General features: G+C 44.8%; 12 protein-coding genes. 2 read left to right on the forward strand and 10 right to left on the reverse strand.

All coding sequences use genetic code 11. The features are described from left to right. Positions 1–6 precede the first annotated feature (6 nt). From nqrE to AB9H30_RS14565, 10 genes are all read right to left on the reverse strand, one after another. Positions 7–615: an NADH:ubiquinone reductase (Na(+)-transporting) subunit E gene (nqrE, locus tag AB9H30_RS14520; RefSeq protein ID WP_371195421.1), complete on the reverse strand. Its 609-nt coding sequence runs from the start codon at positions 613–615 to the stop codon at positions 7–9. A gap of 5 nt (positions 616–620) precedes the next feature. After that, the gene (locus tag AB9H30_RS14525) at positions 621–1,253 is read right to left on the reverse strand and encodes an NADH:ubiquinone reductase (Na(+)-transporting) subunit D (protein WP_371195422.1); all 633 of its coding nucleotides are present in this window, start codon (positions 1,251–1,253) and stop codon (positions 621–623) included. Positions 1,254–1,262: 9 nt separating this feature from the next. Then, positions 1,263–2,030 carry a Na(+)-translocating NADH-quinone reductase subunit C gene (locus tag AB9H30_RS14530; protein ID WP_371195423.1) on the reverse strand — a complete coding sequence of 256 codons (768 nt, stop codon included), beginning with the start codon at positions 2,028–2,030 and terminating at the stop codon, positions 1,263–1,265. Continuing rightward, positions 2,020–3,231 (reverse strand): NADH:ubiquinone reductase (Na(+)-transporting) subunit B, encoded by a 1,212-nt coding sequence (locus tag AB9H30_RS14535; protein ID WP_371195424.1) that lies wholly within the window; start codon positions 3,229–3,231, stop codon positions 2,020–2,022. Before AB9H30_RS14535 ends, AB9H30_RS14530 begins: the two co-directional genes overlap by 11 nt. Positions 3,232–3,234: 3 nt before the next feature. After that, the gene (locus AB9H30_RS14540; RefSeq protein WP_371195425.1) at positions 3,235–4,572 is read right to left on the reverse strand and encodes a Na(+)-translocating NADH-quinone reductase subunit A; all 1,338 of its coding nucleotides are present in this window, start codon (positions 4,570–4,572) and stop codon (positions 3,235–3,237) included. Between the two features lie 422 nt (positions 4,573–4,994). After that, on the reverse strand, positions 4,995–6,176 hold the full coding sequence (gene fabV / locus AB9H30_RS14545; RefSeq protein ID WP_371195426.1) for an enoyl-ACP reductase FabV: 1,182 nt from the start codon (positions 6,174–6,176) through the stop codon (positions 4,995–4,997). A 158-nt stretch (positions 6,177–6,334) separates the two neighbouring features. After that, complete coding sequence (locus tag AB9H30_RS14550; RefSeq protein WP_371195427.1) at positions 6,335–7,423, reverse strand: TRAP transporter substrate-binding protein; 1,089 nt, start codon at positions 7,421–7,423, stop codon at positions 6,335–6,337. Between the two features lie 8 nt (positions 7,424–7,431). Beyond that, a complete protein-coding gene (locus AB9H30_RS14555) occupies positions 7,432–8,799 on the reverse strand; it encodes a TRAP transporter large permease subunit (protein WP_371195428.1) in 1,368 nt (455 codons plus the stop codon). Then, entirely contained in the window at positions 8,799–9,308 is a 510-nt protein-coding gene (locus AB9H30_RS14560; RefSeq protein WP_371195429.1) for a TRAP transporter small permease subunit, read from the reverse strand. The genes AB9H30_RS14555 and AB9H30_RS14560 overlap by 1 nt, the downstream gene beginning before the upstream one ends. Positions 9,309–9,442: 134 nt before the next feature. Beyond that, positions 9,443–10,066: an FKBP-type peptidyl-prolyl cis-trans isomerase gene (locus AB9H30_RS14565; RefSeq protein ID WP_371195430.1), complete on the reverse strand. Its 624-nt coding sequence runs from the start codon at positions 10,064–10,066 to the stop codon at positions 9,443–9,445. A 291-nt stretch (positions 10,067–10,357) separates the two neighbouring features. On the opposite strand from AB9H30_RS14565, the gene ppc reads away from it, so the two are divergent. Then, the gene (gene ppc / locus AB9H30_RS14570) at positions 10,358–12,991 is read left to right on the forward strand and encodes a phosphoenolpyruvate carboxylase (protein ID WP_371195431.1); all 2,634 of its coding nucleotides are present in this window, start codon (positions 10,358–10,360) and stop codon (positions 12,989–12,991) included. 36 nt (positions 12,992–13,027) lie between these two features. Then, on the forward strand, positions 13,028–13,525 hold the full coding sequence (locus AB9H30_RS14575; protein ID WP_371195432.1) for an RNA methyltransferase: 498 nt from the start codon (positions 13,028–13,030) through the stop codon (positions 13,523–13,525). Positions 13,526–13,608: the final 83 nt, after the last annotated feature.

The following is a 13,608-nucleotide window of genomic DNA, read 5'->3' on the forward strand; positions in this document are numbered from 1 at the left end:
TTCACTTTACAGTGAAATGCCGGTAAATGATTGGAACCCGAGGGCCATAAGCCCGGCAATCATAAATACTGAACCCAAACCGCGGATACCATCAGGCATATCGGCATACTTTAACTTTTCACGTACTGCAGCTAACAATACAATTGCAATCGCCCACCCGATGCCGCTACCTATTCCATACACCACGCTTTCACTAAGCGTATATTCGCGCTGAACCGCAAAGGCCACACCGCCAAATATCGCACAATTTACGGTGATGAGTGGCAAGAAGATCCCTAAAGCGTTGTATAAAGCTGGGAAGAACTTGTCAAGTGTCATTTCCAGTATCTGAACCAATGCCGCAATAACGCCGATAAAAGTTAAGAAGTTAAGAAAGCTCAAATCTGCATCTGGGAAGCCTGCCCACGCTAGCGCGCCCGGAGCGAGTATGTTCACATAAATGATTTGATTTACCGGAACGGAAATACCCAGTACAACGATTACCGCCACTCCTAAGCCCATTGACGTTTTCACTTTCTTGGAAACCGCTAAAAAAGTACACATTCCTAAAAACAATGATAAGGCCATGTTTTCAACAAAAATTGCTCTAATTGCAAGTGCTAAATAATGTTCCATTAGTGCTATTCCTTAGGTTCTACTTGCTCTGGACGAGCAGTACGAATCGCCCAAATCATCAGCCCGATCAAAATAAACGAACTAAATGGAAGAATTAACAAACCGTTACCTTGATACCAACCACCGTTTTGTACGAGGGGCAATATTTCATATCCTAGTAAAGTACCAAAACCGAACAACTCTTTAACTGTTCCGATCACAATCAATACAAAGCTATAGCCTAAACCATTGCCTATTCCGTCCAAAAAGCTCATGAACGGAGGACTCTTCATTGCATACGCTTCTGCGCGTCCCATGACTATGCAGTTAGTAATAATCAAACCAACGAATACCGACAGCTGTTTAGAAATCTCATAGGAGTAGGCTTTGAGAATTTGATCAACCACAATCACCAAAGACGCAATGATAGTCATCTGTATGATGATTCGTACGCTCGAAGGAATTTGATTTCGTATTAACGATATAAACAGATTAGAGAAGGCAACCACAACAGTAAGTGCCAATGACATTACCAATGCGGTTTCTAATTTTGTAGTAATTGCCAATGCCGAGCATATGCCTAACACATGCAATGCAATAGGGTTGCTACCGATTATAGGCCCGAAGAGGGCTTGTTTCATTTCTTTAGTATCAGCCATGTTCGTACCTTAAGATTTCCAAGATTGACGTTTGAGGTAGGTACCAAAGCCATTTTCACCGGCCCAGTACTGCAAAGTATTTTCAACACCATTACTGGTCAAGGTAGCACCCGAAAGCGCATCCACAGCATATTGGTTGCCGTCACCCACATTTTTATCAACGCTAATTGCAACTTCACCGTCTTTAAACAGTTGTTTGCCATTCCATTTAGCTTGCCAATCTGGGTTTTGAATCTCGCCGCCAAGCCCTGGGGTTTCTTTGTGTTGATAGTAAATGAGTTCGCGAATTGTCGCACCATCAGCGTCAAGTGCTAAAAATCCATACATTAAATCCCATAGACCAGAACCATGCACAGGAAGAATGATACGAGTCACTTGACCAGACTCATCTTTCACATGGTATACGTTTGCGATGCTAGCTCGACGCAAGAAACCAACATTACTGCCCTCAACTCTTACCATAAACTCAGGTTTCTTAGCGGCCTTGTACATGTCAAAGTCAGCTGATGGTTTCTCAACATACTCACCTGTAGAAAGGTCTACAAACCTTTCCTCGACACGATTGGTATATATCTCAGCTATTTGTTCCTTAGTGGTGACATCATCACCCAGCAGCCCTGCCGCACCAAGGATATTAGATTTTTTATCTAAAGCAGCATTGGTTTCCTGCAGCGAGCGCAAACCCACAGCAGAACCAGATACAACGATAGAACAAACTAAACATACAGCAACAACAACAAGCATTGTTTTGCCTAAGGTTTCTTTTTTAGCCGACACGAGCAACCCTCCTTTTTATGTTGCTTTGTGCAACGAAATAATCGAACAAAGGCGCCCATAGGTTAGCAAACAATATTGCTAGCATAATCCCTTCAGGGAAGGCAGGGTTTAACACACGTATTAATACTGTCATTAAGCCTATAAAGAATCCATACATCCACTTACCTTGGTTGGTAAAAGATGCAGATACAGGGTCGGTTGCCATGAAGAACATACCAAAGGCCATTCCGCCAATCACCAAGTGCCAGTAAAACGGCATTGCCATTATGGAACTTGGATCGGTCGCAAATAAGTTTAATAAAGTAGCAAAAAATGCGACGCCTAACCCTACCCCCGCAACAATTCGCCAACTCGCGATACCTAAGTAAATAATAAACAGACCACCAAGCATAATCATTAAGGCCGATACTTCACCTACTGACCCAGGAATATTGCCTAAAAATGAATCCATGAATAGGCTCATATCGCTGTAGTCCATTTGACCATTAGCTGCATTGCTTAACCAAGTCGCACCTGAATAGCCATCAGGCATAGAGGCGGCAATCCAAGGTTGATCGCCAGAAATCTGTGCAGGATATGCAAAGTATAGGAATGCACGCCCTGACAGCGCTGGATTTAAGAAGTTACGACCAGTACCGCCAAAGATTTCCTTGGCAATTACCACACCGAAGGTAATACCTAGCGCAACTTGCCATAGTGGAATCGTCGCCGGAAGTGTCAGTGAAAACAGCACCGAAGTTACAAAGAACCCTTCGTTTATTTCGTGCTTACGTATTGATGCAAAAAGGACTTCCCAAAAGCCACCAACGATAAAGGTGGTAGCGTAGATCGGCACAAAAAAACAGGCCCCGTAAAGCAACATGCTAAACCAGCCTGAATCAGCGCTTAAGGTCCCGCCGATAGCCGTGAACAAACCTGCTTGCCAACCGTCATAAAGCGCACCACCGGCTTCAATAGCATAAGATGCCTGAAGACCAACGTTATACATACCGTAAAACATAGCAGGGAAGGTAGCCATCCAAACCATGATCATAATACGTTTTAAGTCGATACTGTCTTTTACATGGGTAGTCGATTTATTCACCTTGCCAGGCGTATAAAAAATTGTCGCGGCTGCTTCATACAGTGCGTAAAATTTTTCGTATCTTCCGCCAGCTTCAAAATCTGGTTCGATTTTTTCTAAATATGCTTTTAAACCCATGACTTAACCCTCTGCTTCAATTTTGGTTAGACAGTCACGCAAAATAGGACCGTAGTCGTATTTGCCTGGACATACATAAGTGCATAATGACAAATCTTCTTCGTCTAACTCGAGCGCACCTAAGGTTTGTGCGCCATCTGTGTCACCAGAAATAATGTCGCGCAATAATAATGTTGGAATAACGTCTAGCGGCATGACGCGCTCATAGTTACCAATTGGCACCATTGATCGATCTGAACCATTGGTGGTAGACGTCATGTTAAATTTCTTACCAACTAAGTGCCCTAAGTAGGCGCGGGTAACTGAATGCTGATTAGAGCCAGGCATAATCCAGCCAAAAAGTTTCTTTTCAGAATCTTCTTTAATCAAGGACACTTGATTATGGTAACGCCCCAAATAGGCATGCGGGCCAGAAGCATTTGTGCCATTGAGCACAGAACCAGAAATAATACGCACTGGCTCATTCGACAATTGCCCCGCCACCAGTTCGTTTACACTTGCGCCGATCTGAGTGCGAATAATCTTAGGAGATTTGGCCATTGGGCCAGCAATAGAGATGACTTTAGTGACGTCTAAATTACCTGTTTTTAAAGTGGCGCCAATCGAAATTAGGTCTTGGTAATTAATGTACCAAACCCGTTTCTTTTGACCGACAGGGTCGAGGTAGTGAATATGTGTGCCTGGCAAACCTGCTGGATGCGGTCCAGAAAACTCGTTAACTTCAACGCGCTCTCCGCTTGCAGGAATGGATGCACCCGGTGCCTTATTGACGAATATCTTACCTTCAGTCAACTTCGCCAACACTTTTAAGCCGAAATTGAAGTCTGATTCTCTCTCGGCCAATACTATCTGTGGGTCAACCGCTAAAGGATTAGTGTCCATCGCCGTAACGAAAATCGAATGCGGAACAGCATCTAATGCCGGAACTTTGCTGTAAGGGCGGGTACGTAATGTCGTCCAAAGCGCGGTCTCAACTAATACGTCAACCAGCGTCTGGCGTTCTGCAGAGGCCAAAGCTTCATCGGTAAAAGACGTAAACTTGATCGCGTCATCACCCTGTACGCCAATAACCACCGATTGTAAAACACGTTTTGCGCCGCGATTCACTTCCACCACTTCACCTGCTGCTGGTGCAACAAACTTCACACCCGGATTTTTTTTATCCTCGAACAACAACTGACCTTTTTTGACAGTATCCCCTACTTGCACATGCATAGTAGGTCGCATACCAATGTACTCTTCGCCAAGGATCGCCACTTTAGTCGCATTTATCGTTTCCACGATAGTTTGCTCAGGCTCCCCTTGGATCGGAAGGTCTAGACCTTTTTTTATCTTTATCATATGTAATTGACAACTCTTAATTTAGAAACCAATTTAAATATGCCTGTTCTAAGCGGCTATCTAGCGACAGGCCAAGCAAGCACTTTTGAATTAATCCCTACCTAACTTAGGTATGACCAAAAACCAATAAATAAGCGTCCGCGCTACCTTTAAACAGTGCATGGAACCTAATCTACAGCGTTATTATTATTATATTTTCTCGTTTGCAATGCCCACATTGATGAATATGTTGAATACGCTATGGCACTCCGGACATCTGAATGGTCGAGATTTTAGCATTAACCGCCATAAAAAGGCTATTGTAATTATACCAAAAGCTTATTTAATCACGATTGATCGTTAATAAATAATTCCAGCAAAGGTGCCCGCCAATATAGGCTTTGGAAGGGCACAATACGTAAATTATTTGTAAATAGCAGGATCTAGGACCAATTCACCATAGGGTCAACATCGGCCTCGTAATCAACTCCTTGAATTTCAAAGCCGAATAGGTTTAAAAAATCCTTGTTATAACCAGCATAATCAGACAATTCATGAAAATTATCTTGAGTGACATCGTCCCAAAGTACTTTTATTTTTGCCTGTGTATCTTCGTTTGTTTCAATACCATCCATACGATAGCGATTGAGCTCATCGGTAGGTGGAAAAGCAGCAAACAAGCGCTCGTTAAACAAACCCGCGATTTGTTCAATACAGCCTTGGTGTGTCCCCTCTTCTTTCATAACCTTGTAGATTAACGAAATGTAAAGTGGCATTACAGGTATAGCAGAACTTGCTTGAGTAACCAGCGCTTTTAATGAAGACACATTTGCCTGCACAGACGTATTGCTTAATTGTTGCATAATTGCCTGTGCTGCACGGTCAAGATCTTCTTTTGCTTTACCGATGGTAGCTTGACCGTATATCGGCCAAGTGAGTTCTTTACCGATATATGTGTAGGCCGTGGTTTTACAGCCTTCAGCCAGCACGCCAGCGTTGCCAAGCTGCACTAACCAACGTTCCCAATCTTCTCCCCCCATTACCTTGACTGTTTGCGCGATTTCATCATCATTAGCCGGCTCTAAGGATATTTCATGGACTTTGTCTTTGTCGGTATCGTAGGTTTTGGTGGTGTAGGCTTGTCCGACGGGTTTCAGAGTCGATTTATACACTTCTCCAGTATCGGGATCCGTGCGTCGCGGAGAGGCCAAACTATAAATAACTAAATCAACCGTGCCTAAATCTGCTTTTATTTTGTCAATTGTGGCTTGCTTTATCTCATCTGAAAACGCGTCACCATTGATGCTATGGGCATACAGTCCTTTTGCTTTCGCTTTTTCATGAAACGCAGCCGTATTGTAAAAGCCAGCTGTGCCTGTTTTACGCTCGCTGGGTTCTTTCTCAAAGCAAACGCCAATGGTATTTGCCCCATAGCCAAACGCAGCGGTAATTCTGGACGCTAAACCATAGCCAGTAGAGCAACCAATTACTAAGACATTTTTAGGGCCTTTATTTTCAAAGGATTGCGATTGAATGTACTGTATTTGGTTTTCGACGCTTTGCGCGCAGCCCACTGGATGGGCGTTAGTACAAATAAAACCTCTTACTTTCGGCTTAATAACCATGATTGCTCCTTGTGGCAAATAACAGCTCATGCGTAGAGCCGCTATTTATTGAGTTTTCGGATACTGCTACTTGTCAGATGGCGCGCATTCTATAGGGATGTTTCCCACAAACAAATCAGTCCAGCTGATAAATCCCAGTGAACGCTATCTAATTTAGCCTACCTATTTTGATAGTACGCCTGTTCTGACAGCTCATGATAACGTTTTACGTTTTGATAAAATGCATCATATGATGCATAGATCCTGTCAAAATCCTCATTCTGAGTACGCTCTCTTGCAATCACTTTAAGTGTTGCCGCTTTTAAAGCTTCAAGCACGTCTTTAGGCAGGGGGCGAACATCAATACCATGGTCATTAATCAACTGCTGCATAGCAGCATGATTCCGTGCAGTGTACTCATCTAACATGTCTTGACTAGCAGCTCGAGTGGCTACATCAATGATTTTTTGTAAATCGGCAGGCAGTTCGTTATAAGCTTCAGCGTTCACTAAAAACTCAAGGGTAGTGCCCGGCTCATGCCAACCGCTATGGTAATAAAATTTAGCCGCTTTGTGCAATCCAAACGCCAAATCGTTATATGGACCGACCCATTCAGTGGCATCAATCGCACCGGTTTGTAACGATGTAAAAATCTCTCCACCAGTTAGGGTGATCGGCATACCGCCAACCTCTTTAAATACCTCACCGCCCAGACCGGGTATGCGCATTTTCAGGTTTTGTAAATCATCCACCGAGTTGATTTCTCTATTAAACCATCCTGCCATCTGAACGCCAGTGCTACCGCCAGCGAAGGGAATAACGCCAAACGGTTCGTATAGTTCACGCCACAACTGCATACCGCCACCGTAATGCAGCCAAGCATTCATCTCAGTTACATTCATACCAAATGGAATAGCCGAAAAAATCGGCGCAGCGGGGATCTTGCCCTTCCAGTAATATGCGCCTGCATGGCCCATCTCAGCACTGCCGGCAGAAACTGCATTAAAAACTTCAAAACCGGGCACCAATTCGCCTGCACCATATACTGTAACTTGCAATCGGCCGCCCGACATTTCATTTACGTAAGTGGCAAAAGTTTCAGGAGCACGCCCAAGACCAGGAAAGTTTTTAGGCCACGATGTAGTTAGTTTCCACTTGTAAACTTTGGCAGGCGCTTGTGCGCCGTCTGCTTGGGGTGTGCTTTCTCCCCCGCAACCTTGCAATAACAAAAAACTGGCGGCAATGGCTAAGATAAGTAGCTGTTTCATAAAACTTCCTAGTTATAAATGGTGTGAGGTAACCAAGTAACAATCTCTGGCCAAATAGCCATTGCCACTAACACCCCGAGTTGAATTAAAATAAAGGGTATCACACCTTTATAGATCTCTTCAGTACGCACAAGTTCGCTGGCAACGCCTCTTAAATAAAATAGCGCAAACCCGAATGGAGGGGTTAAAAATGAAGTTTGCAAATTAACCGCAATCATAATACCTAACCAGATAGGATCTACGCCCATTACAATCAAAATGGGGGCGACGATAGGCACTACAACAAAGGTTATCTCAATAAAGTCCAAAATAAACCCTAACAAAAACATCACGGCCATTACTAACAGCATGGCGGTAAACACACCACCGGGCAAAGATGTGAAGAACTCTTTTAGTAATATTTCGCCGCCGAAACCTCTGAACACTAATGAAAATATCGATGCGCCAATCAAGATTAAAAATACCATGCAGGTGACTTTGGTGGTTTCGTGGGCAATATAACGGGTATTCTCTCTGTTCAGCTGACGTTTAATACCAGCCAAAATTAGTGCGCCCACCGCACCGACGCCCGCGGCCTCTGTAGGCGTTGCAAATCCAAACAAAATTGAGCCTAGCACGGCGATAATAAGCAGCAGCGGAGGCAATAAAGCCGTTAATAGCGATAACAAAGACGCATGGTCATTTGTTTGTCCCTCTGTGGGAACTTGCGAGGGAGAAAAGCGGCTTACGCCCCATAAATAGAGCAAATAGCAGATCACTAGCAGCAATCCAGGAATAAGGGCACCTACAAATAAGTCCCCTACCGACACACTCTCGGGTGAAAATATACCCATATCAAGCTGCGCCTTTTGATAAGCGCTGGACAATACATCGCCCAATAAAACTAAGGCGATAGAAGGCGGTATAATTTGGCCCAAAGTGCCTGTCGCACATATTGTGCCGGTTGCAAGTGCCGGTGAGTAGCCTCTTTTGAGCATCGTCGGCAACGATAACAAGCCCATTGTGACAACTGTCGCACCAACAATTCCGGTGCTGGCAGCCAATAGCATGCCCACCAATATTACCGATACCCCTAGCCCGCTTCTGAATCGTCCTAAAACCGCTGACATTGCAACCAATAAATCTTCAGCAATTTTGGAGCGCTCGAGCACCACTCCCATGAATACGAATAGCGGCACTGCAATCAAGGTAGTATTGCTAATAATGCCAAACAATCGGGAGGGAGCGGTAAGCAAATAATTAGCGTCAAAGACGCCAAATAACACGCCGACACCAGCAAATATTAACGATACACCCGCAAGGGTAAGCGCAACTGGATAACCTAACAAAAGTGTGCCGCAAACCGCAGCAAATAGCACCAGTGCTAACCACTCCATTATTTCGCTTCCCGCTGAAGTAACTTTAAAGATTGGGTAGCGATATCAGACAGCGCCTGCAGTGTCATAGATATCGCAAACACCAGTAAAAATGACTTAAGAATATACACAAAAGGCAAACCACCAGGCTCACGACTGCCTTCAAAGAGTTGCCATGAATCCATTACATATTGATAGCAAATAATGCCAATATAAAGCGAAACAGGCAGCATAAAGACGAGACTGCCAAACAGGTTTACCTTGGCCTGCTGTTTGTCTGAGAATTTTCGATAAAAAACATCCACTCGCACATGACCGTTTTGCTGAAACGTAAAGGCGCTTCCCAACAGAAAGACGGCGGCATGTAAGTACATAACCGATTCTTGCATGGCTATCCAGCCTAAATTAAAGCCATAGCGCAGCACCACAATGGCGAACATGATCAGGGCCATGGCAAATGTGGCGTAACTGATTACTCTGCCCAATAGGCCATTGATAGTGTCAATAATATGTGCGGTTTGCTTGAGCATCGCGGTTCATTGTTGTTTTTATCTTTGTCTATTGTGACACAAGTTGCTTTGAACTCAAATTCTTGTATATCTTATACTTACGCAAAAAAAAGCTGCGAACAGAAGTCGCAGCGTTGCGTGTTGCTATTGGGCAACTAAGCAATAATTTCTAACAACTCAACGTCAAAAATAAGGGTTGAAAACGGACCAATTGCGCCGCCTGCTCCCTGCTCACCATAAGCTAAGTCGTAAGGAACATATAAACGCCATTTTTCGCCCACACTCATCATTTGAAGGGCTTCAGTCCAACCTTTAATCACGCCGCCTACTGGAAACTCTGCTGGCTGACCGCGGTCGTAGCTACTGTCAAAAACAGTGCCGTCTAATAAAGTACCATGGTAGTGCGTGCGCACGGTAGATGCAGCGGTAGGTGAAGCGCTGCCGTCGCCTTTGTTTAGAACTTCATACTGCAGACCCGATGCGGTTACAGTGACTTCATCACGTTTCGCGTTTTCAGCCAAAAAGGCGGTGCCCTGCTCAACGACCGCTGCAAACTGCTCTTGCTTAACAGCCTGAAGGCGCTGGTGAATCTCGTTAAACGCAACGCGCAATTCATCATTACTAACGGCTGACTCAGCATGACCAAAGCCATCTTTGATGCCTTGGGCTACAATATCTAACGACAAACCATCAAAAGGATTTGAGGCAAGCTGCTCGCCCATTTGATAGCCAATACCATAACTCGCCTGCTGCTCTATACCTGTAATTTTATCTGTCACAACTTCTCCACATTCACATTAAATTTAGGCCGCGTAGGCTATCATAATCCTAAAATTAAAGACACCTCGATGGTGAATTTGAGCTTCGGCGCAAGTGCGCTTGTTATCCCATTACTGCACAAGCGTAAAAGCTGTAAGTCAGTCTGTATGTTTTCATGAAACAAACAGACTATTTTATTCGATTTCAGGCATAGACTTCCTATTCTCATATGCGTATGTTTATGCACAGAAGGCGGGCATTGCTTGCTAAGCGCCTATCTTATTTAAATCACTAAAGAGAGTTTTGCCTAAATGAAAGACCAATATGATGTGAAAGAAGTCTTAGCTAGCCAGCTGAAAGAGACCATTAAGTACTTAGGCGCAACGCTAGGCGAAACCATAGAAGCTGAATTGGGCAGCGATTGGCTAGCCCGCATAGAGCAAATTCGCCATGATGGCAGGCACTCTTCCCAAGGCGAAGACGATAGTACCACTCGCTTGGCGAGCACCATCGCGAGTTTAGACAATCAGTCTTTGCTAACTATTGGCAGAGCTTTTGCTCAATTTCTAAATTTAGCCAACATTGCCGAACAAGAATTTAACAGCAAAGCTCAACAGAACATGCCCCTTTCTGAATATTTTACGCAACTGTTAGATGATGAGAAACCCATCTCTCGTGCCGAAGTGTTAAGTGCCATTGAATCTTTGCATATCGACATGGTGCTGACTGCGCACCCTACAGAAGTTACAAGACGCACCTTAATCCACAAGCATCGTGCGCTAGCCTCGCAACTGCAGTTGCTGCACAATGAGCAGTTAAGCGAGCTCGAAGAGCGCAAAGTCAAAGCCCGTATTGCCGATTTGATTTCGCAAGCTTGGCATACCGAAGAAATTCGTTCTATACGCCCTACGCCTGTAGATGAGGCACGCTGGGGCTTTTCGGTAATCGAGAGTTCATTATGGGAGGCGGTACCGGACTTTTTAAGAGACTTAAATGATTTCTTAGTAACAAAATTTGATTCAAGCCTGCCGCTAGACGCGAAACCGGTTCAATTTGGGTCTTGGATGGGCGGTGATCGTGATGGCAATCCTTTTGTAACTTCCAAAGTCACCGAGGAAGTCCTGTTAAGAGCAAGACGCAGATCGGCCAAACTGTTCTTACAAGACATTAACGAACTTTACGTCGAACTTTCAATGAATGCCTGTAGCGAGCAGTTACGAGCAGAAGTAGGCGAAGTTAAAGAGCCCTACCGCACGATATTAAAACCTCTTATATTGAAACTAGAAACAACCCGAGACGGCACAGAGTCCAGCAGCAAATGGATACAAAATAACGATGAATTATTAGGCCCGTTGATTGTGTGCTACCAGTCATTGCTAAACTGCGGCATGCAGGTAATTGCAAATGGCGCTCTGCTCAACACAATCCGCAGGGCTTATGCTTTTGGCGTTCACTTATTGAAACTAGATATCCGCCAAGACGCACAGCGTCATGCGGATGTCTTTAGTGAACTTACGCGTTACTTAGGCCTAGGAGATTACAATCAATGGTCTGAAGAAGACAAGCAAGCCTTTTTATTACGTGAATTGAATTCTCGCAGACCGCTAGTCCCGAAAAACTGGATGCCTAGCGACGAGGTCAAAGAAGTACTAGACACCTGTCAAGTGATCGCAAACAATGGGCGGGCGGGCTTTGGGATTTATATCATATCGATGGCCAGCGAGCCCTCTGATGTATTGGCCGTACAACTTCTGTTAAAAGAATCTGGTGTGGATTGGCCAATGCCTGTCGCGCCTCTTTTTGAAACCCTAGACGACCTTAATAAGTCTCCAAATGTGATGAACGCACTGCTCAATATTGACTGGTATCGTGGTTATATTAACGGCCATCAGCACGTTATGATTGGCTATTCAGATTCGGCTAAAGACGCCGGTTCACTCGCTGCTGGTTGGGCGCAATATAGCTCCCAAGAAGCCTTGGTGAAAATAGCCGAAGAGCATCAAATTAAATTGACCTTGTTTCATGGTCGTGGCGGCACGATTGGACGCGGTGGCTTACCAGCTAAAGCAGCGATTCACTCCCAACCACCGGGCTCACTTAAAGGTGGATTCAGAGTAACGGAACAAGGTGAGACGATTCGTTATAAGTTTGGCATGCCGCAACTTGCCAAACGCAGTTTGTCCCTTTATGCATCGGCTGTCGTTGAAGCGATTATTTCGCCACCACCTGAACCCAAGCAAAGATGGCGAGAACTAATAGGCGATATGGCCGAACTTGCCTGTGAAAATTATCGTAAGACCGTGCGTTACGATGAAGAATTTGTTCCCTATTTTAGAGTCGCGACGCCCGAACAGGAGCTAGGTAAATTGCCGCTAGGAAGCCGGCCAGCAAAACGTAAACCAAGTGGCGGAATTGAAAGCTTGCGCGCGATACCATGGATTTTTGCATGGGCGCAAACACGTTTAGTTTTGCCGTCTTGGTTGGGTGTAATGCGCGCTGTAGAAGCCGTTAACACTAGTGATAATAAAGCTGAAGTGCAGCAAATGATTGAGCAATGGCCGTTCTTTGCATCGCGTTTGTCGATGTTAGATATGGTCTTTAAAAAAGCAGACCCTGCGATTAGTGAAGCGTATGACAAGCGCTTAGTACCTGATCATTTAGTGCATTTTGGAAAAGCACTGCGCGAAGAATTGACTCAAAGCATGCAGTCATTGCTTAGCATTACCGGTCATGAGCACATGATGGAAGATGACCCACTCGGACGCAACTCTATGAACATTCGCGCAGGCTATCTGCAGCCCTTGCATTACCTACAAATCGAGTTACTAGATCGCATTCGCAAAGCTGAAGCATCCGCATTTACCGATGACGATGTCGCGACACTTGAGCGCGCCATGATGGTCGCCATTACTGGGATAGCGGTTGGCATTCGCAATACCGGTTAATATGGGGATATGCACCTTTGATGGGGACACACACACTTGGTAACTAAAAAATTCGTCAGCATTGGTTTGGTCAATCCAAAATCTGCCACAAACGTGGCCGTGATTTTGCGTGCAGCAGGCTGTTACGGCGTCTCATCGGTATTCTACACCGGTGAGAGGTTCAGGCATGCGCGACAGTTTAACCAAGACACAAAGGGTATAAGGCATAAGATTCCGACAATTGGGGTGGATGATCTGTTGGCGATGACACCCCTTGGTGCCACGAGAATCGCGATAGAGTTAGCAGAGGACGCGATACCCTTACCTGAATTTGTGCACCCTGAAAATGCTTTTTACATTTTTGGGCCCGAGGACAGTTCAATCCCAAAAGATATTGTAGATCAGTGTGCGTACACTGTGTATATCCCCACGTTTAGCAGTATGAACCTCGCCGCTACTGCAAATGTGGTGCTGTATGATCGTTTAGCAAAAAGTGACTACGAGCATTCGAACGCATTTATTAGAGCCAGTCGAGATATTAATAACAACCTGTAGCACTGCTTTTTTCTACGTGAATCTAGTATGCTACGCATGTCGTTGGCAGCAACATGCCTTAATATTGCACCAGATAGGAAAAT

Source organism: Glaciecola sp. SC05 (assembly GCF_041380235.1).
Lineage (GTDB): Bacteria > Pseudomonadota > Gammaproteobacteria > Enterobacterales > Alteromonadaceae > Glaciecola.